Annotated in this window: 23 protein-coding genes and 1 tRNA gene; 6 read left to right on the forward strand and 18 right to left on the reverse strand. The window is 53.0% G+C overall.

The genetic code is table 11. The annotated features are described in order from the left end of the window. Positions 1-47: 47 nt before the first annotated feature. Positions 48-893 carry a hypothetical protein gene (locus IPM21_16055; protein MBK9165387.1) on the forward strand — a complete coding sequence of 282 codons (846 nt, stop codon included), beginning with the start codon at positions 48-50 and terminating at the stop codon, positions 891-893. On the opposite strand, the gene IPM21_16060 is transcribed toward IPM21_16055, so the two are convergent. Both IPM21_16060 and IPM21_16065 read right to left on the reverse strand, forming a co-directional pair. Further along, positions 894-2,375, reverse strand: a complete 1,482-nt coding sequence (locus tag IPM21_16060; GenBank protein ID MBK9165388.1) for a mechanosensitive ion channel family protein — start codon at positions 2,373-2,375, stop codon at positions 894-896. A gap of 3 nt (positions 2,376-2,378) precedes the next feature. Next, a complete protein-coding gene (locus IPM21_16065) occupies positions 2,379-3,692 on the reverse strand; it encodes a divalent metal cation transporter (protein ID MBK9165389.1) in 1,314 nt (437 codons plus the stop codon). Positions 3,693-3,876: 184 nt separating this feature from the next. On the opposite strand from IPM21_16065, the gene ggt reads away from it, so the two are divergent. Continuing rightward, a complete protein-coding gene (gene ggt, locus IPM21_16070) occupies positions 3,877-5,610 on the forward strand; it encodes a gamma-glutamyltransferase (protein ID MBK9165390.1) in 1,734 nt (577 codons plus the stop codon). Here the strand turns inward: ggt and IPM21_16075 are convergent. The 4 genes from IPM21_16075 to IPM21_16090 all read right to left on the reverse strand — a co-directional run bounded on the left by IPM21_16075 (position 5,607) and on the right by IPM21_16090 (position 7,699). After that, on the reverse strand, positions 5,607-6,077 hold the full coding sequence (locus tag IPM21_16075) for a hypothetical protein (protein MBK9165391.1): 471 nt from the start codon (positions 6,075-6,077) through the stop codon (positions 5,607-5,609). The genes ggt and IPM21_16075 overlap by 4 nt on opposite strands. A gap of 71 nt (positions 6,078-6,148) precedes the next feature. Continuing rightward, positions 6,149-6,508: a hypothetical protein gene (locus tag IPM21_16080; protein ID MBK9165392.1), complete on the reverse strand. Its 360-nt coding sequence runs from the start codon at positions 6,506-6,508 to the stop codon at positions 6,149-6,151. 287 nt (positions 6,509-6,795) lie between these two features. Further along, positions 6,796-7,272 (reverse strand): hypothetical protein, encoded by a 477-nt coding sequence (locus IPM21_16085; GenBank protein ID MBK9165393.1) that lies wholly within the window; start codon positions 7,270-7,272, stop codon positions 6,796-6,798. A gap of 58 nt (positions 7,273-7,330) precedes the next feature. Further along, a complete protein-coding gene (locus IPM21_16090) occupies positions 7,331-7,699 on the reverse strand; it encodes a hypothetical protein (protein MBK9165394.1) in 369 nt (122 codons plus the stop codon). 238 nt (positions 7,700-7,937) lie between these two features. On the opposite strand from IPM21_16090, the gene IPM21_16095 reads away from it, so the two are divergent. After that, positions 7,938-10,829: an aconitate hydratase gene (locus tag IPM21_16095; GenBank protein MBK9165395.1), complete on the forward strand. Its 2,892-nt coding sequence runs from the start codon at positions 7,938-7,940 to the stop codon at positions 10,827-10,829. Between the two features lie 113 nt (positions 10,830-10,942). Further along, positions 10,943-13,573, forward strand: a complete 2,631-nt coding sequence (locus tag IPM21_16100) for a hypothetical protein (GenBank protein MBK9165396.1) — start codon at positions 10,943-10,945, stop codon at positions 13,571-13,573. Between the two features lie 63 nt (positions 13,574-13,636). Here IPM21_16100 and IPM21_16105 read toward each other — a convergent pair. The 9 genes from IPM21_16105 to IPM21_16145 all read right to left on the reverse strand — a co-directional run bounded on the left by IPM21_16105 (position 13,637) and on the right by IPM21_16145 (position 19,438). Continuing rightward, positions 13,637-13,712 (reverse strand) — tRNA-Arg (locus IPM21_16105). Positions 13,713-13,735: 23 nt separating this feature from the next. Next, the gene (locus tag IPM21_16110) at positions 13,736-14,368 is read right to left on the reverse strand and encodes a peptidylprolyl isomerase (protein MBK9165397.1); all 633 of its coding nucleotides are present in this window, start codon (positions 14,366-14,368) and stop codon (positions 13,736-13,738) included. Continuing rightward, positions 14,365-14,823: a D-tyrosyl-tRNA(Tyr) deacylase gene (locus IPM21_16115; GenBank protein MBK9165398.1), complete on the reverse strand. Its 459-nt coding sequence runs from the start codon at positions 14,821-14,823 to the stop codon at positions 14,365-14,367. The genes IPM21_16110 and IPM21_16115 overlap by 4 nt, the downstream gene beginning before the upstream one ends. Further along, on the reverse strand, positions 14,823-15,317 hold the full coding sequence (locus IPM21_16120) for a peptidylprolyl isomerase (protein MBK9165399.1): 495 nt from the start codon (positions 15,315-15,317) through the stop codon (positions 14,823-14,825). Before IPM21_16120 ends, IPM21_16115 begins: the two co-directional genes overlap by 1 nt. A 72-nt stretch (positions 15,318-15,389) precedes the next feature. Continuing rightward, positions 15,390-16,253, reverse strand: a complete 864-nt coding sequence (locus IPM21_16125; protein MBK9165400.1) for an HAD family phosphatase — start codon at positions 16,251-16,253, stop codon at positions 15,390-15,392. A 9-nt stretch (positions 16,254-16,262) separates the two neighbouring features. Next, the gene (locus IPM21_16130; GenBank protein ID MBK9165401.1) at positions 16,263-16,451 is read right to left on the reverse strand and encodes a hypothetical protein; all 189 of its coding nucleotides are present in this window, start codon (positions 16,449-16,451) and stop codon (positions 16,263-16,265) included. A gap of 16 nt (positions 16,452-16,467) precedes the next feature. Further along, positions 16,468-16,947 (reverse strand): hypothetical protein, encoded by a 480-nt coding sequence (locus IPM21_16135; protein MBK9165402.1) that lies wholly within the window; start codon positions 16,945-16,947, stop codon positions 16,468-16,470. A 40-nt stretch (positions 16,948-16,987) separates the two neighbouring features. After that, entirely contained in the window at positions 16,988-18,061 is a 1,074-nt protein-coding gene (gene mltG, locus IPM21_16140; protein ID MBK9165403.1) for an endolytic transglycosylase MltG, read from the reverse strand. Positions 18,062-18,673: 612 nt separating this feature from the next. Then, the gene (locus IPM21_16145) at positions 18,674-19,438 is read right to left on the reverse strand and encodes a Crp/Fnr family transcriptional regulator (protein ID MBK9165404.1); all 765 of its coding nucleotides are present in this window, start codon (positions 19,436-19,438) and stop codon (positions 18,674-18,676) included. Positions 19,439-19,746: 308 nt separating this feature from the next. Between IPM21_16145 and IPM21_16150 the strand changes: the two genes are divergently transcribed. Continuing rightward, positions 19,747-19,977 (forward strand): hypothetical protein, encoded by a 231-nt coding sequence (locus tag IPM21_16150; protein MBK9165405.1) that lies wholly within the window; start codon positions 19,747-19,749, stop codon positions 19,975-19,977. Positions 19,978-20,004: 27 nt separating this feature from the next. On the opposite strand, the gene IPM21_16155 is transcribed toward IPM21_16150, so the two are convergent. Together IPM21_16155 and IPM21_16160 are read right to left on the reverse strand one after the other, a co-directional pair. Then, on the reverse strand, positions 20,005-20,487 hold the full coding sequence (locus IPM21_16155; GenBank protein MBK9165406.1) for a glutathione peroxidase: 483 nt from the start codon (positions 20,485-20,487) through the stop codon (positions 20,005-20,007). A gap of 159 nt (positions 20,488-20,646) precedes the next feature. Continuing rightward, a complete protein-coding gene (locus IPM21_16160) occupies positions 20,647-21,666 on the reverse strand; it encodes an SPFH/Band 7/PHB domain protein (GenBank protein ID MBK9165407.1) in 1,020 nt (339 codons plus the stop codon). Between the two features lie 501 nt (positions 21,667-22,167). Here IPM21_16160 and IPM21_16165 point away from each other — a divergent pair. Beyond that, positions 22,168-23,391 (forward strand): threonine ammonia-lyase, encoded by a 1,224-nt coding sequence (locus tag IPM21_16165; protein MBK9165408.1) that lies wholly within the window; start codon positions 22,168-22,170, stop codon positions 23,389-23,391. 96 nt (positions 23,392-23,487) lie between these two features. Here the strand turns inward: IPM21_16165 and IPM21_16170 are convergent, their stop codons facing one another. Continuing rightward, a complete protein-coding gene (locus IPM21_16170) occupies positions 23,488-24,549 on the reverse strand; it encodes a deoxyhypusine synthase family protein (GenBank protein MBK9165409.1) in 1,062 nt (353 codons plus the stop codon). Positions 24,550-24,556: the final 7 nt, after the last annotated feature.

Here is a 24,556-nt window from a genome sequence, read left to right on the forward strand (position 1 = left end):
AGATCGGCCGTCCGCTCGAATCCAATAAATGCAGGCGACAGGGTAACGTGAACGATAACGCGATCGAAAAACGAGTTCCCAACATGATCAAGGACAAGGGACAATATTTCCTTGCCTTCGGGATCATTGTTTCGATGCTCGCGGTCACCAACATTCCATTTCTTGTTATATTCTTCTTCGGGGTTTTCGCCTATTTTGTCATAAAGGTCTTTGCCGGCGGGCCTCGGGCCGATAGTCGTGAGATCTTTGAGTTCTTTTTGAGCGCGAACGAGATACTAAGGGACGACGACCGGCGGTGGTTTGGGTTCGAACTTCGCGAGACGATCGAGCGAGGTGAGAACATTGTCCGCAGGATGTCCGCTGCCCCGCCGTTGGTTTATTTCGCGCTTGGAGCCTTGTACAACAAACTAGGCGAGCATAAGGCTGCAGTAAAATATCTTTCACGTGTAGTTGAAAAACCGGAATCGGATGAGTCCGCTTATGTTTATCCGACCCCGGAACTGCGACAGTATGTCAGAGTACTGCGACGGATCGAACGGGAACCTGCAGACGCTCCGCTGACCTCAGCAGCGATACGATCACTCGAACGAGCGCGGAAGTTGCGGGGAACGAACTTGCTCGAGGATAGTCGGGAGAGGTTTTCGGCTGGAGAGTTGAGTCCGGGACAGGTTGCTGCCGCTTTGCCTGAGGCCCCGAATGCGGAAGAGAACGCAGTGCCGCTCGTTTACACCGAAGAGTTGGTGCCTGATGATTCGTCATTGCGGACGGAGCAGAATGGTAGCTCGAGCGGAAAGTCGTCTCCAAATCAAGTCGATTCCGCGGGTGATCCGTTTTCAAACAGAAAGCCCATCACCGAATTGCTTCACGACATCTACGACAAGAACCCACGCTGATCATTTCCGCAGACCAAAGAATTGTTTTACAGACAGAAGGATCCCCTGTTTATTAGGGGTCTTGTCCTCGTGATGTCTATCCTCGATCGCGGAAAGCTCGTTCCTTCGCAGTTCAACGATCTCGGCGATTCTCTCTGCAAGAGAGGGATCCTTCTTTAGAATAGGAGCGAGTTCTTTCTTCCTTATTTCGATGACCTGCGTTTCGTCGTCCGCAATAACACTTGCCGAACGCTTCTCGCCGGTTAGTAGACTCATCTCTCCAAAAAAGTCACCGGTGCCGAGACGCGTCAGGACGTGCCTATCGCCACCCTCGACATGTTCGATCCTGACGCCGCCTTGCGTGATGATGAACATCGACCCTCCTGATTTGCCTTGTTCAACTATCACTTCGCCGGGAGCAAACACGCGGGCTACGGCGTGGGTGGCCAACTCATCCAGGTCGTTTTCTGAAAGCGGCGCAAAGATCGGCACACTTGCGATGGCCTCAGATGAACGTGCGGAGCGTTCTTCATGAGCAATCGGCGACGCGGCACCTTCAACGTGAACAGTCCGGGTTGGGAATGCGAACCTGATGCTCTCTCGGGTGAAAAGGTACCAGACCGTTTGTCGGATCACCGCATCCGTGTCGTTATGCCGACGGTAATCTTCGCACCAATACTTGATCTCCCAATCGATGCCGCTCTCGGCGAGATCGCGAATTCGCACGATCGGACGCTTCAGCGGCGAGACGTTTGAGATATTTCGGACCGCCTCACGAACTAGCTTAGCCGTTCGCGACGGCGAAAACCCATACTCCGTATTGAAAAAGACCAGACGTGCGTTAAGGTTGTCCTTTGGAGCGACTTCGATAACCTCTTTTCCGATCACGGAGTTGCTGATTATGATCAATTTGTCCTGAAAGGTGCGGATCTTGACGCCTCGCCAGGTCACTGACTCAACAACGCCTTTCGCTCTACTCGCGACCGAGATCACATCGCCTACCTGAAATGGATGATCTGCCTGAAGGGCAACGCCCGAAAAGAAATTCCCAAGCGTGTCCTGGAGAGCAAGTCCGACCACGATGCCGACTATGGTTGAACCTGTGAAAAGTGCAGCGAGCTGAACATCCGGAAAATGCGACTGAAAGATGACAAAAAAGGCGGTTATATATACCAGAACCGAGACCACCGTGCGGGTTAAGGAGACGATCTCTGAGTGGGCGACCGACCTCAGCACGGTCGCGAGGATGATAGCCGTGAGCAATCTAACGATGGCGACAACGAGCGACATCCAGAAGAGAATCTTAAGTGTTGGAAAGAGGTATGACGCGAAAGACTGAAGGCTTACGAAGAACATCTCGGAAGTAACGCTTCGTGCGTACATACCGCCGATATATTCGAGAGTTGTGGCTTCGATTCGAGGAAGGAGAAAAAGAACTATCGAAACCAGGATGATGAACAAAAAGGTCGGAAGAATGCGGTTAAGAAGTTTATTTTGGTCCATGGCCTAGCCGCTAAAAATATCAGCTATTGAATACCCAATCAACATTAGAGACAAGATCGAGACCACTCCAGTGATCGCCCAAGCAAAAATGTTGAAGTACTTTCCGTTGGCGTAATCGCCCATGATCTCTCGATTGCTGGCAAGTTTGACGATAGCTACTAAGATGACCGGCAGTAGCAGGCCATTGACGCTTTGCGTAAAGATCAAAAGCCGGATCTGCGGGATACCTGGAATCAAAGCGACTATAGTTCCGATGACGATAAGGACGGTGAACAGCCCAAGGAAAATAGGTGCTTCGCGAAATGAGCGGGAAAGACCCTTCTCGAATCCGAGTGCTTCGCTCATCGAATATGCCGTGGCCAATGGGAGAACTCCCATTGCCAGCATTGCCGCCCCAAATAGCCCGATCGCAAAGAGATAGTTTGCGTACTCCCCGACGACCGGGACGAAGGCCTGGGCGGCGGTTGCGGCAGAATCGATCTCATAAATGCCCTGCAAATGCAGCGTCGCGGCAGTGGAGATCACGATAAAAGCTGCTATCACAACGGCAAATGTTGTTCCGAGGATGACGTCCGCTCGAGCGATAGGCAGATCATCTTTGTCCAGCCCTTTCTCTACGACCGTTGACTGGACATACACCTGCATGAAAGGGGTTATCGTTGTCCCGATCAGTGCCATTATCGTGAAAAGATACGCGGTCTCAGCCCGAAACGTCGGCATTACGAAACCGGACGCAACGTCGCCCCAAACGGGGCGTGCCAAGAACGCGGAGAGTATGTAGCAGAAAAAGACGAGCGACATCGCGAGGAACACTCGTTCGATACGCTTTTGTGTTCCGCGAACAACAAGCCACCAGATCACGCCTGCGGTCAAGGGCACGGAGACGTAACGCGGCACTCCGATCAATTCAGATGCCTGAGCAATACCGACAAATTCTGAGATGACAACGCCCGTATTTGCTATCAGCAGAGCGACCATCACCAGGGTCGTCCATCTGACTCCGAATTGTTCACGAATAAGGTCTGCGAGCCCCTGCCCGGTTACTGCGCCCATGCGGACGCACATTTCTTGAACGACAATAAGGCTTATGACCATCGGGATGAACACCCAGAGAAGGGCGTATCCGAATTGGGCTCCGACGGAGGAATAGGTGGCGATCCCGCTAGCGTCATTTCCTGCATTTGCAGCAATTACTCCAGGACCTAGTACGGCCAGATAGGCAATAAACCGATATTTAGACAGACGTTCCGCAAGCCGCCCCGTAAGGCGCCGCAATCTGACGATCAAGAACTTTGGTGAAAGTCCGCCGAGGTTCATTGCCGCAACTATCGCTCTCTAGCATTCCGGAATGTAGTCCAACTATTGTTGCTTAACGCGAACGATGACTATAACCCGTTTTTTCCGAGCAGCAAAGCAATGCTCGATGGATTTGAATCGCCAAAGCTGTTTCAAGTCAATCACGGAATTTGTGCGGTCGTAGGTCCTTTGATAAAGTTCCGATATGACTAAAAAGATGGTCCTCCGATCTCTTGCCGCGCTCCTAATTCTCACTTTCTCATTTTCTCTTGCAACACCCGCGGCTCAAGCCCTTGCTTCGCTTGAACCGGTCCGCGCACGCAGCGCGATGGTTGCCTCGCAGCACGAATTGGCTTCGAAGATCGGCGTCGAAGTGATGAAACGCGGCGGGAATGCCGTCGATGCCGCAATCGCTGTCGGAATAGCGTTAGCTGTCGTATATCCGGAAGCGGGAAACATCGGTGGCGGCGGTTTCATGGTCATTCGGTTCAAGGACGGTCGAACCCACGCGATCGACTATCGCGAGATGGCTCCGGCGGCAGCCCATCGGGACATTTATGTGGATAAGGACGGAAACGTGATTCGGGGCGAGGGCAGTTCGACCATCGGCTACCGAGCATCAGGAGTCCCTGGCACGATCGCCGGGTTCGAGATGGCTTTGGCAAAATTTGGTTCCGGAAAGCTTAAATGGCGCGATCTGATCGAGCCATCTATCCCGCTGGCAAATGATGGTTACGTGCTGTCGCATCGGCTTGCATCGTTGGCCGAAGCATATAAGGAACATCTTTCAAAGTATCCGGACAGCAACCGGATCTTTCTGAACAACGGCAAGTTCTATAAGGAAGGCGATGTGTTCAAGCAACCCGAACTGGCAGCGACCTTGAAGCGAATCGCTGACAAGGGGCCGAGAGAATTCTACGAAGGCGAGACTGCGAAAATGATCGCCGCCGATATGAAGGCGAACAGCGGCCTCATCACCCTCGAAGACCTCAAGGACTATAAGGCAAAGGAACGGGCACCGATCCGCGGAACCTATCGCGGGCACGAGATAATCTCAATGCCTCCGCCGAGCTCCGGCGGCATCGTGATGCTCCAGGTGCTGAACATGCTTGAGGCGTGGGACATCGCAGCTATGGGCCACAATTCCGCTGCAAAGTACCACGTGCTGACAGAGGCCTCGCGGCGGGCATTTTCGGACAGGGCAGAATATATGGCCGATCCTGATTTTGCGGATGTTCCAACGGGCGGGCTGATCTCAAAAGAATACGCTGCCGCCCGACGCAAGGGAATCGACCTTAAAAAGGCTTCAAACAGCCGTGAAATCAAGTTCGGGGAGGTCGCAATAAGCGAAGGGCAGGACACGACCCACTACACGGTAGTTGACCCGGAGGGTAATGTAGTTTCAAACACCTACACGATAAATGACCTTTATGGTTCGCGAGTGACCATCAAGGGAACTGGCATTTTGATGAACGACGAGATGGATGATTTCGCCGCGCGTCCGGGGACGCCGAACCTTTTCGGACTTGTTCAAGGCGAGAGAAACAAGGTTGAGGGTGGCAAACGGCCGTTGTCATCAATGACCCCCACGATCGTGCTTAGAAAAGATGGTTCGGTGTGGTTTGCCGTTGGTGCAAGAGGTGGCCCGCGAATCATCTCGGCGGTAATGCAGACCGTGATAAACGTGATCGATCACGGAATGAACATTCAGCAAGCGATCGATTCTCCAAGGATCCATCACCAGTGGCTGCCTGATGAGGTGCTTCATGAGCCCTACGGACTTTCACCTGATACTATCGAGATCTTGCGAGGTTACGGGCACAAACTTGCGGATCGTCCGGGAAATATTGCTTCAGCAACTGGAATAATGATCGGGGGCGACGGAGTTCGCTACGGAGCGATCGATTCGCGTAGCGACGGAGCGGCGGTGGGCTTTTAGAGCTCTTCTTCTTTCTCCAAGAGTTTGGTCGTATTGTCTGTCGCGCTTGCGGGACGTCGATCAAGCTCATTGGTCTCACGCCATGCACCTTCTTTCGGCGGAGCATACGCGTCTACTGGAATTGATTGTCCTTTCGGTAAAGCGCGAAAGCCGGCGGATGTCGCACCGCCCAAGGATTTTAGGCCCTCATCTGAGGCATCTACGGCCGGATCAGAGGACTCAAACATTAATGCAAATACCACGCGGAGGATGCCGCCAACCAATAAAATGATCGCCGAGGCAGCGACGAAAAAGGGCTCAGCATTTGCCGCAATGGTTATAAGAGAAACCAACGGCACGACCAAGAAAGAAAGCAGGAAAATGAACAGGCCTTGATAAATGCCCTTTCTCCGAGGATTCATCTTCGACCCATTCTTGGGTTCCGGCAGCTTTCCGCCGCCTTCTATCAACGCTGTCACCCCGCTCATCTCAAAGCCGCAGCGGGAGCAGAAGCGAATCTCACGTGAAATTTGTTGTTGACCGCAAACGGGGCAATGCATCATTTCTCAAGATCTCTTTGAAGAAGTTTCGTCGTACTCTCTGTAACACTTCCCGGACGTGCTAGATCGTCAGTGTCAGGTGCTCGCCACATTCCCGCCGAAGGCGGCACGAAATCAGCAACGCCGACAGGGTTGCCCGCCGGTAGTTCGCCATAATTTGGTCGGCCAGAAAGCGACGATTGCCGTTCCGATCTCCCCGGGTCAGGTAGATCTGCAGTTTTCCGCGTCGATGATTTCGGGAGCAAGACCAACGAAACAAGAAGAAATAAAAGGCTTCCAAATATCGACAGGACTCCCGAGATCGCAACCAACACATCGCCATCGAGAATAGCGAGGATCGGCGTGACAATGAACAGCATTATCAGGAACCAAAAAGCGGTGAAGATCAGACCGTTCTTCCGCGTCAACAAGGAAGTCGCGTTCGCGGGAATTAGCGGTTGTTGCGGAAGTTCACCATGATTATCCAGGACTCCTGCTATTGCAGTTAGCGGCAGGCCACAACGCGCACAGAATCGCGTCTCCTGACTAACTTGCTGTTGTCCACATCGAGGGCAATGCATTTTCTTGATCCGCAACTAAGCCGTCCTGAATTCACTGGACTGAATGACTACGAATTCTTACACAGAATTGTTCGCGATGTAAAATACTAGAGTCTTGGTGGCGGTTCGTCTGAAAGCACCTGGAACAGTGCAAAAGCTCGGCCTTGAAGATGTTCGGCAGTACAAAGCGATTCGAGAATGACGTCGATTATCGGCCTTAGTTCCGTAGGGGCCGGTATTTCGCGAAGCAGAGCCGTGTCGTCGCCGATGAATTTGAATCCTTGTGAAGTCATATCCTCGACCTCCGATAGGTAACGAAAGATCGTTTCGTGTGACCCAACAGCCTCGGCAAGCGTCCATTCAAACGGATCATCCCAGAGACGGCGAGTGATCCCGCCAAAGGCCATTTCGACATTTGCAGCCGAACGAATAATGTATTCTGCGCATGAAAAATGGGACGGAAAGTAATGCAACCGCTTGGGCCGCTCAAAAAGCAAATGAGCCGGGCAGTTCTGAATCAGGCCGTGCGAGCGGCGATGAAGGTTTTCAAACCTGCTTTCGAAGTGGTCAAGAAGCGTTGCCATAGACTAGAAAGACCGCAGTTTAGCGCGGTCTTTCGTGATTCTCATACCGTAGAAACGTCTATCGCTTACGGAAACGACGGTCTTTCTCGAGCATTCCGAGCCCAAAATTCCGGCCCTGCCAACTGACACCGCTTCCGATGCGGCCCTTTATTCCGATCTCCGCCCCCTTATTTGGGACAATGTCTTCGGTGATTATCCAAAGCGTCCCGGTGCCGTCGTCGATCTTATAGGCTCCGCCGCGGATCGGTGTTCCGGGTATGTTCACCCCGTAACTGTCTCGAACGACGCCTGCAACTGAAACGTCCTTATTGCTATATCGAGACGGGTTTGCTTGTAGTTCTGCGATGCTAACCCGCTTTGGGCAGGCCGCAAGGAACAATGATCCTACTACCAGTAACAAAACCCCAGCAATGGTGCTTTTCTTCATTCTAATTATGATCTCCTCCGGTTCTAGGTCTTTGCCGTCACCGACGCTGTAGAGATTCGTTCCGGCACTAAAAGAGTTGCACAAAATTTCTTAGAAAGCGTGATCTTCTTCGCTGGAACTAGGCCTTCTAATTGCAAATTTGCTGAAAAAACAACTTAAAATGCCATATTTTATGATATATTAAGGGGTTTCCGTTCGTTGCCAGCGTTCGGATGATCGAAAATACTTCTTAATACTTATGACACAAAGTCTATTTAATTCGCGCCAAACGTTTCGGACCGGAGCAGGATCCGACGGTACCTTTTATTCATTGCCGCAGCTCGAATCCGAAGGAATCGGGCAGATAGGTAGATTGCCGATCTCGATAAGGATCGTTCTCGAGTCAGTTCTGCGGAATTTCGATGGCGGCCTAAAGGTAAGCGAAGAGAATGTTAGAAAACTAGCTAGCTGGAAGCCAAATGACGAAAGAACGGCCGAGATACCATTTATTGTTGCCCGGGTCGTGCTTCAGGATTTTACTGGTGTTCCGCTGCTTGTTGACCTTGCTGCGATGCGATCGGCGGTTCAGAGAATGGGCAAAGATGTCGGATTGATCGAGCCATTAGTGCCAGTCGACCTTGTCATCGACCACTCTGTTCAAGTTGATTTCGCAGGAAGTGAAGCGGCCTACCAACGTAACATGGAGATCGAGTTCCAACGGAACGAACAGCGGTATCGCTTTCTAAAGTGGGGAACTCAGGCGTTCAACGGATTTAGCGTTATACCTCCGGGAATCGGCATCGTTCACCAGGTCAACCTTGAATACCTTGCAAAGGGTGTTTTTGAACGTGACGGAGTCTATTTTCCGGATACGTTGGTGGGCACCGATTCACACACGACGATGATAAACGGCCTGGGAATTGTTGGATGGGGAGTAGGCGGCATTGAGGCGGAAGCAGGAATGTTGGGACAGCCGGTCTATTTTCTGACACCAGATGTCGTGGGTGTTCATATGACCGGATCTCTTGCCGAAGGCGCTACAGCGACCGATTTGGTGCTTAGTGTGACCGAGATGCTTCGGAATTTGAACGTCGTCGGCAAATTCGTTGAATTTTTTGGCGAAGGGGCGGCGGCCCTTGGAGCAACCGACAGAGCGACCATCGCCAACATGGCGCCGGAATATGGAGCGACAATGGGCTTTTTCGGCGTTGATGAAAAGACCCTAGAGTATTTTGGGTCGACCGGCCGCCAAAATGAGCATATAGAAACGATCCGAAACTATTTTGTTGCACAGCAGATGTTCGGCATCCCGAAGAAGGGAGATGTTGATTACAGCGAAGTCCATGAGTTGAATCTGGCAACGATCGTACCTTCGGTCGCGGGACCAAAGCGTCCGCAGGATCGCATCGAACTTAAGGACCTTTCAACAAAATTTCGCGATCTCTTTTCAGCACCATCGGCGGATGGAGGATTTGGCAAGTCGGCAGAGCAGCTCACCGATCGGTTCCCGGTCGAGCTTTGTGGAGCAGAAGATTCAATCGTCGCGGGCGGCGGCGATCAGCGCTCTGCCTCGATTCCACTTCCGATTTTCGGGGATGAAAGCGCGAAAGATACGAACGTTAAATCCGAGGTCGAAATGGTAAATAATCGGCCAACGCCGAATTCGGTCAACGTTGCACAAGAGGATTGCCCACCTGAACGCACGAACATCGGCCACGGTGATGTACTCATTGCCGCGATAACTTCCTGCACGAATACTTCTAATCCTTCAGTGATGATCGCAGCCGGCTTGCTAGCGAAAAAGGCGTCGGAACGGGGAATGAAGGTTCCCGATTTTGTCAAAACTTCTCTGGCTCCGGGGTCGAGGGTCGTTACCGATTACCTCGAAAAAACTGGTCTGCAGAAGCATCTTGACGCTGTCGGTTTCAATTTGGTCGGGTACGGCTGCACGACCTGTATCGGAAATTCAGGGCCGCTGGACGGCGGGATCGAAAAAGAGATCGTCGGGAACGATCTAGTGGCAGCATCGGTGCTCTCGGGTAATCGTAATTTCGAAGCTCGTGTTCATCAGAACATCAAGGCGAATTTTCTTATGTCTCCGCCGCTTGTTGTTGCGTATGCACTTGCCGGAACGGTTCTGAAGGACATTTATCGGGAACCGATCGGTCGAGACAGGGACGGCAGCGACGTTTATTTGAAGGATCTTTGGCCGACGCTCGATGAAGTCAGGGAGTTGCTCGCTCAAGCATTTGACCCGGAGACGTTCAAGCGGCTCTATAGTGAATTTGCTGAACAAAACCCACTTTGGAACCAGATCGAAACGTCGGTCGGCAAAGTTTATGAGTGGGATGCGTCTTCAACATATATTCAGGAACCGCCCTATTTTGACGACTTTTCGCTGGAAACGGGCCGGTTTTCGGACTTTCAAGGGGCTAAGGCGCTCGCGATCTTTGGCGACTCGGTAACGACCGACCATATTTCGCCGGCCGGTGCGATCAAGGCAGATTCGCCGGCTGGGCGATATTTGCAGGAGCTTGGTGTCGAGCCGAGGGATTTCAATTCTTACGGTTCACGCCGTGGCAATGATAGGGTCATGCTCCGAGGGACTTTCGCCAATGTTCGGATCAAGAACAAGCTTGTAGCCCCGAAAGAGGGTGGATTTACAAGGTATCAGCCCGATGGTTACGAGTTGACCATTTACGATGCCGCAGCCAGATATAAATCGGCCGGTGTGCCGCTTATGATCTTTGCAGGGAAAGAATATGGAACCGGTAGTAGCCGCGACTGGGCGGCTAAGGGCACGCGTTTAATGGGCGTCAAGGCCGTTGTAGCCGAGTCTTTCGAACGTATTCATCGCTCTAACTTGGTTGGGATGGGTGTACTCCCTCTGCAATTTGTAGACGGTGAGACGGCGGAGACGCTTAAACTCGATGGAACGGAGACTTTCGACCTTGTTGGACTAGAAAGCGGTGATGTTAGACCGATGCAGGACGTAACGCTACGGATTCGGCGGACAACCGGTGAGATCACCGAAACTTCGCTCCGACTTCGAATCGATACGCCGATCGAACTCGAATACTATACGGGCGGGGGTATTTTACCGTTTGTGCTGCGGCAGTTGATCCGAATGGGCGATGCCGCCACCGCCTAGAATGTTTAAAGTGTTGGAATAAAATCGATTCAGTTCCGAATTACAATTTGGCAACGCTCTGATTTGCCTCAAGCCCATACTGAATTTGAACCAGAAGTTGGTCAGGAGTTGTTATGAAAAAGCTGTTCTCTTTGGCGATCTGCCTTTCCCTCATAGTTGCAAGCCCGTTAATTCTTCAAGCCCAACGGGGCGAATCTAAGGGACGGATGTTGCCGCCGCTTGCGGACCAATCGCCAATGGTTAGTTCTTTAACCGCATTCGGGCCCGCTTTTGCTTATACCGACGGGAACGTGACGTTGGTCGAATGGACCATGATCGCGGAAAGAGAAAATTTCGGTTTCAGCCTGCAACGACTTGGTGATAAAGGTTGGGAGACCGTCTCCGACACTTTTACTGGCGGATCGGCGTTGCTTCACGGGTCAGCGGTCGTGCCTGGCGAAAAATACAGTACCCTGGTTGAATACAATGCTGCCGGTACGATCTATCGTATCGAAAGTATTTCCACCGTGGGTGCGATAACTTTTTCTGAGCCGTTCACGGCAGTGCAAGTTAACGAACTGGCCGGCTTCTCAGAGTTCCACAATGCCGAAACTCGCAAAAGAGCCCGTAGTCAGTCAGGGACAACTGTTATAAACACTCCGAGTCTACCAAAAGAGGTTGCTTCCGAGGTCGAAAGCAATTCGTTGACCCCTAATCCTGATGGGCACCGATGGGTCGTTTCCCAGCCCGGTGTTCGAATCGGTGTTCGGAAAGATGGGTTTTATCGTGTGACTCGTACGGAACTTGAGATCGCCGGGTTCAATGTGAATGCCGATCCTGCCCTTTGGCATCTCTATTCAGAGGGAAACCAGCAATCACTCATCGTTGGGCCGAATGGTGATTACATTGAATTTTACGGTCGCGGTATTGATACGCCGGAGAGCGACAATCGCGGGTATTTTCTTGTTGTAGGCCCGAGTGCCGGAAAGCGGATGGCCACGAGGGTCGCCCGTCCGGACGGTAGTACGGTCCGAGCTGCAAGTTACCAGCACCGCTTCGAATTCAAGGAAAGAATCAATTATACGAACCAGATCAGAAACGGTGATGCCGAGAATTTCTTCGGACGGCCCATCCTGAGGACATTGTCCGCTACAGTTCCTTTCAATTTGTCTGAGATCGATACGGAAGCTCCTTCGGCTCAAGTCTCTGTTCGAATCCAGGGCTTTAGCGCCGGATTGCATTCGGTATCCGTCAGAGTGAACGGCCAAAGTGTTGGCACCGTCGAAGGAGCCGGGCAGCTTAATGTTGTACAGACATTTTCGATTCCGACTGCTTGGCTCCAACAAGGTGCAAATTCGGTGTTGCTTGCTGCGGTTGCTCCTGGGACTGAAGCGGACACCAATCTTTTCGACAGTCTAACGGTTGAGTTTCGTCGTAAGCATGTGATCGAGGGCGGGAAACTTGATTTCTACACGCTCGGCAACCGCGGAGCGACACTAACTGGCCTTTCATCTGCGAATGTTCGGTTGATCGACACTACGTTCGAAAACGACCCGATCGAAGTGGTCGGTCTTAATCCGATCGAATCGAACGGCAACTATTCGTTACAAATCCCGGCCGCGCGTCCGAAGACATATCATGCATTTGAGCCTTCGCAAGTTCTTTCGGTCGCAGATATTCGTCCGATTATCGCCGACTCTTTAGGGACACCTGCGGAAGGGGCTCAGCTAGTTGTTATTGCCCATCCAAGCCTCATGACCGAAGCAACCCAATGGGCGGCATACCGACAGTCACAAGGGATTAGCGTGAAAGTGGTCAATGTTATTGACGTTTTCGATGAGTTCGGTTTTGGCGTATTAAGTTCCGCTTCGATCAAGTCTTTTCTACAGTATGCTGAACTTAATTGGACTGTGAGACCTGGATACGTTTTGTTGGTCGGAGACGCGTCGTACGACTCGCGAGATTATACAGGTGCTGGCAAATGGAATATGGTACCGACCAAGATCGTGAATACCATCTTTTCGGAGACGGGAAGCGATGAGTATTTGGCTGATTTCAACAACGATGGGCTATCGGAGATCGCGATCGGCAGAATTCCGGCTCGCACGACCGCACGAGTTCAAAATGCTCTGGAAAAGGTAGTTCGGTGGGAAGCGAACCTCATTGACCCATTGTCTCGTGGGGCATTGTTTGCGTACGATGAACCGGTCGGTTATGACTTTCAAGCAATGAGCGAACGGCTTCGCGACCGTTTGCCGCAGTCGATGACTGCGACATTCGTAGGAAAGCCTGATGTGGACTCAGTGGCTTCCCTGATAAGTGCGATGAACAATGGACCCTATGTAGTAAATTATGCTGGTCACGGGTCGACCGGGGCGTGGTCAGGAAGCCCAGTTTGGTTTAGCGTATTTAATGTCAATTGTACGAACGGAGCGACCCAATGCGTTTCTAACGTTGATAATGAGTCCCTTTATTTGATGCTGACATGTTTGAATGGCTATTTTGTGCAGACTACAAGTGACAGTCTTGCAGAGTCTCTTCTTTTCCTTGAGGACCGCGGAGCCGTTGCTTCGTGGGCTTCTACTGGTCTTACGACAGCTGACGTACAAGAGATCATGGGCCAGAGGTTTTACCAAAAAGTGACCGAAGGGACGATACCGAGAATCGGCGACCTGATCGTGGACGCAAAGTCTATAATTCCGGGCGGCACTGACGTCAGGTTGTCGTGGGCTCTGTTCGGAGATCCGATGCTTAGAGTTAGGTAAAATAAGAACATTCGAAAAAAAAGGCATCCGATCGACTCGGACGCCCTAACTTATTGTAAATAATGGTACTCGCGGCAGGAGTCGAACCTGCGACTTCTTCCTCCGGAGGGAAGCGCTCTATCCACTGAGCTACGCGAGCGAAAGCAAAATTATAACACAGAGCTATTTCCTCGGTTCAATTCGGATCGTCTTGATGCGTAAGTCCTCGACCGGCCGTTCGAAGTCCTTTGGCTGGACGCCGGAGATGATCCGGGCATTGTTCATTCCCTCGATCACCTTGCCAAAGATCGTGTATCGCCGATCGAAGGCAGATTCACGTTTTAGTGTTATGAAGAACTGCGCGTTGGCCGAGTTAACGTCCGGACCGCGTGCCGCGCCAACGATGCCAGAATTGTATTCGATATCAGAAAACTCGGCCGGAACGTCCGGCTTTTGCGAGCCGCCCTGGCCGTCGTTTGTGGGGTCGTCGTCCTTGGAGTTAGGGTCGCCGCCCTGTATCACACTGTCGTTGACGCGGTGAAAGGTGGTGCCGTCGTAAACGCCTTCGCGGGCGAGTTCCTTGAACCGCTCGACCATTTTCGGAGCAATATTGGAGTAAAGCTCTATCTTGATAGTGCCGTAAGCTCCGTCGTTCTCCATTTCAATGACCGCGATTTCCGGGTCAGCAACCGGCGTAACGCCCGTTTTGACGGGGGCATTCGTTGCGTTGCTCGCCGTAGGAGTATTGCCGCATCCTGCGGCCAACAAAAGGCTGAGCGACAGTGCCAATGTAGTTCCAATCGTTCTTCTGATCATTTTTCTTTCTTTAGATCGTCGGTATCGAGCCAGATTGTGACCGGGCCGTTGTTAACTAAAGAGACGTTCATCATCGCCTGAAACCGCCCTGATTCGACCTTCAATCCGAGCCGCTTCGTCCGGTCGATAAAGTATTCATAAAGCCGGTTCGCTTCCGCTGGCGGAGCCGCATCAATGTATGACGGCCGCCGGCCGCGTCTGGCATCGGCAAAAAGGGTGAACTGCGAAACTACCAGCATCTCTCCACCCACCTCGAGGAGCGATAGATTCATCTTGCCCGCTTCGTCGTCAAAGATCCGCAGATGGACGATCTTCTCAACAAGCTTATCCGCTTCTCCCTTTCCGTCTTCGGCTCCTACGCCGAGCAGGACGACCACGCCACGTCCGACCTGTCCGACCAGCTCGTCGCCCACCTCGACCGAAGCTTGCGAGACCCGCTGGATCAGGGCTCGCATTAGTTGACTGCTTCTTCAATATATACGCGGGTCATCACTACCGGCTCGAGCGGTTTGTCGTTCGAGTTCGTCGCTACCTCGGCGATCTCATTTATCACGTCCTGACCCTCGACGACTTTGCCAAATTTTGTATAGCTCGGCGGCAGCGGATAATCGATGTGCATTATGAAAAACTGCGAGCCGTTGGTGTTCGGGCCGGCGTTTGCCATGGCGACCGTGCCGCGTTCGTAAACGCCGGCGTAAAGGTCGGAGGTCTTGTCGATCTCGTCATCAAATCGGCCGCCCCAGGCTGATTCACCGCCGAAGCCTTCGCCGAGCGGGTCGCCGCCCTGGATCATAAAATTCTTGATAACGCGATGAAAAATAACGCTGTCGTAATAATTTCGCTCGGCGAGAAGCCGGAAATTCTCGGTCGTCTTCGGTGCATCCTGCTCCAAAAGCTCAAATTTGATAACACCCTTGTTCGTCTCAATTACTGCAATTCGATTGCTCATAAATCTCTCCTAAATTGAATAAATACAAATGAAAAAACTACCATGATTGCCCTCTAAACGCGAATTGGCGCTCTATCGGTCAAGAATGAACCTCCGTATCGCTTCGGCTACGCCAGCACTGTTGTTGTCCGAGGTGCGGTGGACTCCGTCGCGCTCGAGCAGCTCCCTGGCAGCGTTGCCCATTACCACCGGCGTTCCCGCGTATTCGAGCATCTCGAGGTCGTTGAAATTATCTCCGATCGCCATCACGCCCTCGTGCCCAATGCCGTGCCGTTCGGCCAGCTTCTGAACGCCGATGCCCTTTGAGGCGTGGCTCGGAAGAATGTCGAGCAGGGTGAAGTCGAGCTTCGGATAGACCGTCGCAAGGAGCGTTACCGTGTCGCCGAGCTCGGTTCTGAGCAGAGCTTCGAGCTTGGCCATCGGCTCGCATCCGCCGGAGAACGAGATGTGAATGACCTGATGGTCGGGCACTGCATCCTCTAGCGAGAGCACGTGATGAACTGCCTCTTCGGCCTCGTCGCCGTGCATCGTCTCGGCCCAGCGGATGTATTGCTGCAGCGGCTGATTGTCCTCGGAGATGCGGTCGTAGATCATCGTCCCTTTGCCGGCCGGGTCGGCGCTTACGAGGGCGTCGCCGCCATACTTTTTGCCGACGCGAACGATCTCGAGAGCGACGTCCGTGGCAAGCAGGGAAGCCTCGACCGTCTGCAGGGAATCGGCGAACTTCAAGAGTGCTCCGTTGTGAGTTATGAGCGGAGCGTTCAGCTCAAGAGCTTGCCCTACGTGCCTTGCGTCGCGGAAGCGACGGCCGGTCGCGATGGTGACAAGCACGCCGGCGTCCTCCGCCGCACGTATCGCGAGCCGATTCGCTTCCGGCACTTTGCCCTGAGAATCCAGGACCGTGCCGTCAAGATCTAATGCGAGGAGTTTTATCATCTGGAGTTGTTATGCTTTGTGGGCGTCTACGTACTGTCGTTTCGGAGGCACGGCCTTGAATCCCTTTCTAACAATTCCTTTAGCCCACATTTCCGGTGTTGTTCGCGGGATGTCTGAAAGATCGATCTCATCATCCTTCATATTTCGAAGCCTCTCGATGTCAGTCCCGTATTTGTTTGAAGTATCTTTCTTGTTCATTTTTGTCGCGTACGTTCTATGTCAGCTCAGTGGCACCTCTAGCGCTGAGGTATTTCCTCCACAAAATTGTTGCTTGCCAAACGAAGAGAACAATGATCGCAAATGCGGCGAGATAATCGTAATGATTGGTCTTCATCGAAAGTTCAAGCCATCGGTTAGTGTAAAAGTTCTCGCCGCCAAGTGCTCCTCCTCCATCCAGCCGCTCCCAGATACTAAACAAAAGTAAAACGAGATAGACCACTGTTAGCGAAATCGAGATGATGAACTCTTTTGTTCGGAAAAGAGCTAGGAATATGAGAAAAGTTATCAAATGAAACATTGGAACCGTGGGCGTCATAAACCTACCCGATAGTTGGGCGAATTCATTGGCTAACGAGGCCCTGTAAATTTGTACCTCTTCCGCAAATATTGCCGCGGCGAAGATCGCGAAGACCATAAAGCTGAACGATAGGAGGAGAACCCGCTCGGTCTTTGAAATTGGATGACCTGGCTTCATGCTATCTTTAGACCCTCATCTTCGCTAAATGTTCCACCTATCAATTGCCCTCGCTCTCCCGTTTCAGCCTTCGCTGTTCCTCTAGCCATCGTTGGTAGATGGCTTTGCCTTTTTCGAAATCGGCGGCGGAGGCGTAGAAGTGGTGCGAGCCGTCGTTTTTCCCAACATCAAGCACGTAGAATATGTAGTCTGTCTCGGCCGGGTTAAGGGCTGCTTCGATGGCCGAGGCTGAGACGGATGAGATCGGGCCGGGCGGGATACCGCCGTATTTTCGCGTGTTGTAGGGCGAATCGGCCTCGATGTCGCTTTTGTGAATGGTGCCGTCCCAGCGGTTCTGCATCTTTGCGACATAGACGACCGTCTGGTCGATGCCGAGCGGGATGTTCCGCCTGATCCGGTTATAGATCACGGACGCGACGATCGGCCGCTCGGCCTCGACCGGCGATTCGGTCTCGATCAGCGACGCAATTGTGACGATCTCATGCGGCGTGCGGCCGAGGGCCTTTGCCCGCTCGGTCCATTCCGGCTTCCAGGTCTTGCGAAACTGCTCGACGAGCATCGGCAGAATGATCTTGGCCGTAGCGTCGGGCGGCAGCTCGTACGTGGCCGGGTACAGGTAACCCTCAAGGTTGCGGGCGTCGGGGTCGAGGTCGCGGATCAGCGCCGTATCGTTCATCAAGGTTAGGATCTCGCCTTCGCTCATCGCCGGTTCGCCCGGGAATTGCTCGGCAAGCCGCTTGGCGATGTCGAAGCGGGTGAAGCCCTCGGGAATGGTCAGCCGCTTCGTTGCTGTCGTGCCTTTCTCGAGCGTCTTTAATACTTCGAGCGGCGAGATCGGCGAGGCAAAGCGGTACTCGCCGGCCTGGAGCTTTGAGGCGTCGCCGACCGTCCGCAGATAGAGCTTGAGTGCAAGGGGCGAGCGGACAATGCCCGCCGCGGCGAGGCGGTCGATGATCGCATTCGGTGCCGTGCCGCGTTCGACCGCAATAACCTCGTCGGCCATCGTATGCTCTGTCTTCACGCCAAGCGAGGAATAGAGCCAATAGCTAACCGCTATCGCCGCCAAAAGCCCCATTGACGCCAGCACGAAAATGATCTTCAACAGTCTTTCCATCGCGTTTTCCATATTACCAAAATCGGGCCGACGTTCTCATTTCGGCAGTGTTTCGTTTCTAAACGGAGACCGCGCGTTTCTGAAACACCATGAAACGAATGAAAGAAACGAAGCGCCTGAAACAAGTGAAACACCTGAAACAAGTGAAACACCTTGTGTCGTCCTGAAAAAAGTTGACACTTTCTGTTGCATCGTCCTGATATAGGTTTGCATTGTGCTCTTAGTCCTGTTCTTTGCTCGTTCGATCTCGGCATTTTTCACTAGTGTTAATTTCTAATTCGGTAATTATTAATTATTAATTTAGGAGGCTTTCGAGTATCTGTCCCACTATTCTCGATTTACATTCACGATTTACTATCCTCCGCTGTCCATTTTCTATACTCTCCGGGTGAAAGGGAATGGTGATCCGTGAGAGATGGAAGATATGGATGATATGGAAGGGTAAAGTTTAGGAGTTGCGAAGTTTCGAAGTTGCGAAGTTTCGAAGTTGCGGAGTTTCAGAGTTGCGGAGTTTCAGAGTTGCGAAGTTGCGGAGTTGCGGAGTTTCAGAGTTGCTGAGTTGCGGCGGGGGAATGTGTTGGGTGTCTTGGCTTGGGTTGGCGAACTACTTTTTCATAAAGTCTTCTTTTGTAGTAAGTCGGCTAAGACCTCGGGGCTTAGGAGGCGGTCGTATTCGTCCTTTACGACGCGGTAACATTCGCATCCAACCGTCTCAAGCCTATTGCGGTCGACCATCGTGATGGTCCCGCGGACGTACTGTATCAATCCGAGTTTCTGAAAACGCCCGGCGGCGACCGAAACACCTTCTCGGCGAACGCCAAGCATGTTTGCGATCAGATCGTGCGTCATTATCAGCTTGTTTGACTGAAGAAGGTCGTAATTGATGAGGAGCCAGCGGCAAAGCTGCTGCTCGACCGTGTGGAGCCGGTTGCAAACGGCCGTTTGGGCGATCTGCGTCATCAGCGCCTGCGTGTATCGCAGCAAGATCTTTTGAAATGGTCCGCCGAGGCTGAATTCATCGGTCAAATGTCGTGAATGAAGCCGAAAGGCTTTCCCGCCGCTTTGAACGACCGCGCGGCTCGGGGTAGTGCTTCCGCCCATGAAGAGAGCGATACCGACGAGGCCATCATTGCCGGAAAGGCCGATCTCGGCGGTTGACCCGTTTTCCATTATGTAAAGCAGCGAAATGATCGCGGTGGTTGGAAGAAAAAGGTGCTCTAGTTTCTCGCCGGATTCGTAAATGACGTCTCCAAGATCAAGCGATACAAGTTCGAGATGGGTGGTTAGCCTCTCGAAGTCTTCATCCGGAAGGGCGGCAATCAGCTTATTTGAATGCGCGTCATCACTGAAAGGTATGGAAAGCGGTTCATTCGACATTTAAGTTTACATGACCCGCGGCGAGTCCAACTGGATAAATTTATTGTTAAGACTGTATCGCGCTTTGTGAACTGTTCCAAACTGTTTTCTTCTAATGAAACATTCGATTGTGTATGAAAACGCACAGACGGCCACGTAATTATTGGGTAAACTCAATCTAACTGGAAAACTTATTCACCGAGAATAACTAGCTCACGGGTTTTCATATCAAGGGACGGCCGATGACCATCGGTCAAAAGCCGCCGGTATTAGTGGTTCAGTCCACAATGATGGGACAACTGAGATTCAGTTGTCCCCTTTTTTATTCTATGAAGCAAACAAGACAAGCAAGGAGAGTCAAGGTTGTTAAACGGCGGGACAGGCCGCTGATGCCGGGCTATTCTGCCGCTCAGGCCGAGAGTCGGACCGCAAGAGCGATCAGTGATGAACGCACGAGCATCGTTGCCGCTTGGATCTCGGAACGCGAGCAGATTCAACGCAATGAGGAGGCCCGGTCAAGAAATGTGATCGAGGCGTGGAGAATGGCCGATGGCGAATGATCGGGAATCGCTTCGATAACCACACGATCACTTAGCGAGGGCCGCTTCGAGCTTCTCAACGACCTCGGGGTCGGTCGGCACGGTCCGCGGCGAAAAGCGGGCGATTATCTTTCCCTCGCGGTCCGCTAGAAACTTCTCAAAATTCCATGTAATGTCGCCGTCGAAACCGGGATTGGTCTCAGGGTGCGTCAAAAACCCATAAAGCGGATGTTGGTCGGATCCTTTGACCGAGATCTTTGAGAACATCGGGAAGCCGACGTTGTATGTCAGCGAACAAAATTCTTTGATCTCTGCCTCGGTGCCGGGCTCCTGGCCCATGAAGTTGTTGGCGGGGAAGCCGAGAACGGTGAAGCCGCGGTCCTTATATTTCTCGTAGATCTCCTGAAGGCCTTCGTATTGCGGCGTCAGACCGCAGCGGCTTGCAACATTGACCAGCATAACGACTTCACCTTTGTATTTCTCAAGGCTGACGTCGTTGCCATCGATGTCCTTCATCGTAAATTCGTACATTCCTTTCTCCTTTACGGCGGCGACCGGCGACGGGTTGAAAATGAACCCGTACTTATAGGCGGCGAAAACGAGTCCCGCCGCACCGGCCGCAACCAAAACCAATATGATCTTAAGCATTACTCTCATCACTTCGCCTGCCTTCTATCAGCGGATTCGCCTTTAGCGGTTTAGCTCACGCGGCGTCCGAGGGGTCGGCGGAAGTTCTTCCTTCTTTTCGCCGGTCTCGGCAAATACTTCTTTCAGCATTCCGACGCTCGAGAGCATTGCCGAGGTCTCCATCGGCATAAAGATGACCTTCGAATTCTGCGTCCGAGTCATATCGCGTAGCGACTCGATGTAGCGAGCGGTGATCAGATATTGTGCTGTTTCCTGCGAGTTGCCGATCACTCCGGCGATCTGCTTGATGGCCTGTGCCTCGGCGTTTGCGGCCGTAAGCCGTGCCTGAGCGGCGCCTTCGGCATCGAGGATGGCGGATTGCTTGTTGCCCTCGGAACGAGTAACGGCGGCCTGCTTTTCGCCCTCGGCACGCGTGATGGCGGCTTGCTTGTCGCCCTCGGCCTGCAAGATCAACGCACGGCGGTTTCGCTCGGCGGTCATTTGCTTTTCCATCGTGATGCGGACATCTTCGGGCGGGTTGATGTTCTTGACGTCAACGCGGGTCACCTTAACGCCCCATTTATCGGTCGCTTCGTCGAGGATCATCCGGAGCTTGGAGTTGATCTGGTCGCGATTGGAGAGCGTGTGGTCGAGGTCCATTTCGCCCATAACCGAACGCATACCGGTGATCGTCAACTGCACAAGACTGCCGACGAGGTCGTTGATCTCATAAACCGCCTTAATAGGATCGGTGATCATCCAATAGACGACGGAATCGACGTTAATGGTCACGTTATCGCGGGTGATGACCGGCTGCGGCGGCAGGTCGATGTATTGTTCGCGGAGGTCGATTGATGTTACGCCGGGCCGGACGTTGGTCCAATAAACCGCACGGGGCGAATCGATGATCGGAACGATGATGTTCAAACCGCTTGCTGCGACGCGATGAAATTTTCCAAGCCGCTCGATGAGCAGGACGCTCGATTGCGGGACGATCTTGATCGTTCGCCAGGCGACGAGCAAAAGTGCAAAGCCCAGAAAGAGCAGAAATGCGAGTCCGAGTCCGGCAATTGGTAGTTCCATCAGTATCCTCCACGAAGTGATTTGTAAGCCAATTATAACCCAAACGTTTTTAGCCGTATAGACAGGTTTGCACAAAAACACGTTAAAACCTTTGTCCTGCGTGCGGCGGTTAGTGCGTCTTTTTAATTGAGGGGACGCGGCGGCGTGATACGAAATCGAAAACGGTGACGCGTATCAAGGTGAAGTATCTGGAACCCAAGAAGGGTTCAAGGCGTTAAAGAGTTCAGAAGTTTTCATAAACGGAAGGAACGCTCGGAAAGGCACAGTAGACATACCTTAAACCTTCATTGATCATCCTCAGGTCTTCTTCATAAACCAATCATTGTCTTTCCGGGCGGGCCGACCGCCCTTTTTTATTTTGCTTTGCCACAGAGGGCACAGAGAATTTGAGTTAGTTGAGGCCGTTTCAACGTGTTCCGTTGGTTTCGCCGGTAGGTGCGTTCCGGATCGCTTCTCTCCAATTACTGATTTCCTCTTAGTTCGCTTATAATCTCCCGGTCTATGCCGGTGGGAATTAAGGACATTGAAGCTGCTCGCGAATTGCTCGCGGGCGTTGTTACACGCACTCCGACGCTCTACGACGGGCGGATGTCAGAGAACATTCACGCAAACGCCTATCTGAAGGCCGAGTGTCTGCAAAAGAGCGGTTCGTTCAAGATCCGTGGGGCTTATAACAAGATCTCGCGGCTTTCGGATGAAGAAAAGCAGCGGGGCGTTATCACCGCATCGGCGGGAAATCATGCCCAAGGCGTCGCTCTTGCGGCGAAACTCCATGGCATCCGGGCAACGATCGTGCTGCCGGAGTTTGCTCCGCTGACAAAGATAATGGCGACGCGGGCGCTCGGGGCCGAGGTGATCATGCACGGCCAAAGCTTTGACGAGGCGGTCGCATATTCCCGCGGGCTCGGCGAGGAACGGCGGATGACCTACGTTCACGCTTTTGACGACGATCATGTGATCGCCGGGCAAGGAACTATCGGGTTCGAGATCGCCGAGGATCTGCCGAGTGCGAATGTCATTGTTGTGCCGATCGGCGGCGGCGGCGTGTGCTCCGGCGTTGCGATCGCGGCGAAGCATTTGCTGCCGGGCGTGAAGGTTTACGGTGTTCAGGCGAAGAACGTGGCCTCGATGCGTGTTTCGATCGAGGCCGGGCAGCCGGTCGAGGTCGCCCATCAATCGACGATCGCCGATGGCATCGCGATAAAACGGCCGGCCGAGCGGACGCTTGCTCTGATCCGCGAATATGTGGACGAGATCGTTGAGGTTACGGAAGAGGAGATCGCGGCGGCCATCTATCACCTGGCCCAGAATGCGAGACTCGTGGTTGAAGGCGCCGGTGCGGCGGGTGCGGCTGCCCTTTTGGCAGGCCGAATAAAGCTGCAAAGCGACGACACCGTTTGCACCGTGCTCTGCGGCGGCAATATTGACGGGAACTTGCTTGCCCGCGTCATCGAGCAGGTGCTGGTCCGCAACGGCCGATACATCATTTTGCGAATCCTTGTACCGGACAGGCCGGGATCACTTGCCGGAATGCTCGCTATTGTAGCAGAGCAGCACGCGAACGTGATCGAGGTCTATCACCAGCGGGCGATCTGGCTGGCGCCGCTCGGGAGCGTCGGGATCGAGGTGATCCTCGAGGTCCGTGATGAGGAACACGGCGAACAGGTCCACCAAAAGTTAACGGAATCCGGCTACTATGCCGAGCACGTTAAGGGTGACTGGTAACATTCGCCTTATCGATCTCTACGTAAACTTAGCGGCCTCTGCGTTTCAATTGCTCGAACGCAGAGGCCGTTGATTTTCAAAGACTACCGATGACCTTTAGGGGACGTCGATGGTCATCGTGCTTCCTGAAAAGGCAAAGTTTGGCCGCTTGCGTCCTTTCATGAACTTCGCCGCGGTCTGCGATAGAGCGGTGATGATCATCGGCAATGCGATCGAAGGATCGGCCGGGACGTAGGCGGTAGTCGCTCCTTTGAGCAGCTTGCCAAAGGTCTCGGTGTGCGAACCGCCAAATGAAGGCGTACGCGTTGCGAGCGGGACCGAATCGGTCGTTATCGAGATGGCATACTTGTGCCCGCGGAGCTTTGAGCGGGTCAGGTACGACGTGATCTCGGCGATATTGAGCATAGACTGGCTTGAGCTCGAGCCGAGCGTGATGACCGCGGAATTACGGGTCTTCTGGGCGATCTGCATCATCTCGAGCGTGTCCTGCGAGATATCGAGGCTGAGCTGCAGCTTCTTCTCAAAGCGGGCACGAGCGATGCCGGCGGCCATCTCGCTGCCGAGAATATCCGGGCAAAAGACGGGCACGCGTGACTTGTAAGCGGCGGTCAGGAGGCCGTCCTCATTGGCGATCTCAGCCAATTCCCGGCCGACAAGATGCAGAAACTCGCGAACGGCATATGGCCGCGAGGTTTCAAGCTGATTGACGACGCTGCCGATCCATTCGTCCGCTTCCTGATATTCCTCGCGGTTGGCGAGAACGTCGCCGATGCGGGTCACGTCTGAACCATCAAGTTCTTCGTCGCTCATGCTCGGGTGGCCCTGGAAGTGATTCCGGCCGAGCGTTTCGTGGATGTCCTGGAAAAGAACAGTTCCCGAAAGCACGAGCACGTCAACAAAGCGGTTTTTGACCACATAAGCCAAGAGCCGCCGCATTCCCGACGAGACGAGGTTTCCCGAACCGCAAAGGTAGATGGTCGAATTATCATCGAGCATATCGAGCCAAATACGGTGGGCTTCTGCCAACTGCTTGGCGCCAAAGCCGGCGCCTTCCATCTTTTCCAAAAGGCCGGCGACAGAACGGTCGCGGTCGATCGGAACAGGCCTCGTCGGTACGGTGAGGAATTTTGAGGCCTTGTTTTTCTTTTGAGTTACCATAGTTTCT

The sequence above is a fragment of the Acidobacteriota bacterium genome, from assembly GCA_016716435.1.
GTDB lineage: Bacteria > Acidobacteriota > Blastocatellia > Pyrinomonadales > Pyrinomonadaceae > OLB17.

Excerpts from the sequence above, each read along its gene's own strand:
- IPM21_16060 (MBK9165388.1), bottom strand. The coding sequence starts at position 2,375 with ATGGACCAAAATAAACTTCTTAACCGCATTCTTCCGACCTTTTTGTTC.
- IPM21_16065 (MBK9165389.1), bottom strand. The coding sequence starts at position 3,692 with ATGAACCTCGGCGGACTTTCACCAAAGTTCTTGATCGTCAGATTGCGG.
- ggt (MBK9165390.1), top strand. The coding sequence starts at position 3,877 with ATGACTAAAAAGATGGTCCTCCGATCTCTTGCCGCGCTCCTAATTCTC.
- IPM21_16075 (MBK9165391.1), bottom strand. The coding sequence starts at position 6,077 with ATGAGCGGGGTGACAGCGTTGATAGAAGGCGGCGGAAAGCTGCCGGAA.
- IPM21_16080 (MBK9165392.1), bottom strand. The coding sequence starts at position 6,508 with ATGCTGTTCATTGTCACGCCGATCCTCGCTATTCTCGATGGCGATGTG.
- IPM21_16085 (MBK9165393.1), bottom strand. The coding sequence starts at position 7,272 with ATGGCAACGCTTCTTGACCACTTCGAAAGCAGGTTTGAAAACCTTCAT.
- IPM21_16090 (MBK9165394.1), bottom strand. The coding sequence starts at position 7,699 with ATGAAGAAAAGCACCATTGCTGGGGTTTTGTTACTGGTAGTAGGATCA.
- IPM21_16095 (MBK9165395.1), top strand. The coding sequence starts at position 7,938 with ATGACACAAAGTCTATTTAATTCGCGCCAAACGTTTCGGACCGGAGCA.
- IPM21_16100 (MBK9165396.1), top strand. The coding sequence starts at position 10,943 with ATGAAAAAGCTGTTCTCTTTGGCGATCTGCCTTTCCCTCATAGTTGCA.
- IPM21_16110 (MBK9165397.1), bottom strand. The coding sequence starts at position 14,368 with ATGATCAGAAGAACGATTGGAACTACATTGGCACTGTCGCTCAGCCTT.
- IPM21_16115 (MBK9165398.1), bottom strand. The coding sequence starts at position 14,823 with ATGCGAGCCCTGATCCAGCGGGTCTCGCAAGCTTCGGTCGAGGTGGGC.
- IPM21_16120 (MBK9165399.1), bottom strand. The coding sequence starts at position 15,317 with ATGAGCAATCGAATTGCAGTAATTGAGACGAACAAGGGTGTTATCAAA.
- IPM21_16125 (MBK9165400.1), bottom strand. The coding sequence starts at position 16,253 with ATGATAAAACTCCTCGCATTAGATCTTGACGGCACGGTCCTGGATTCT.
- IPM21_16130 (MBK9165401.1), bottom strand. The coding sequence starts at position 16,451 with ATGAACAAGAAAGATACTTCAAACAAATACGGGACTGACATCGAGAGG.
- IPM21_16135 (MBK9165402.1), bottom strand. The coding sequence starts at position 16,947 with ATGAAGCCAGGTCATCCAATTTCAAAGACCGAGCGGGTTCTCCTCCTA.
- mltG (MBK9165403.1), bottom strand. The coding sequence starts at position 18,061 with ATGGAAAGACTGTTGAAGATCATTTTCGTGCTGGCGTCAATGGGGCTT.
- IPM21_16145 (MBK9165404.1), bottom strand. The coding sequence starts at position 19,438 with ATGTCGAATGAACCGCTTTCCATACCTTTCAGTGATGACGCGCATTCA.
- IPM21_16150 (MBK9165405.1), top strand. The coding sequence starts at position 19,747 with ATGAAGCAAACAAGACAAGCAAGGAGAGTCAAGGTTGTTAAACGGCGG.
- IPM21_16155 (MBK9165406.1), bottom strand. The coding sequence starts at position 20,487 with ATGTACGAATTTACGATGAAGGACATCGATGGCAACGACGTCAGCCTT.
- IPM21_16160 (MBK9165407.1), bottom strand. The coding sequence starts at position 21,666 with ATGGAACTACCAATTGCCGGACTCGGACTCGCATTTCTGCTCTTTCTG.
- IPM21_16165 (MBK9165408.1), top strand. The coding sequence starts at position 22,168 with ATGCCGGTGGGAATTAAGGACATTGAAGCTGCTCGCGAATTGCTCGCG.
- IPM21_16170 (MBK9165409.1), bottom strand. The coding sequence starts at position 24,549 with ATGGTAACTCAAAAGAAAAACAAGGCCTCAAAATTCCTCACCGTACCG.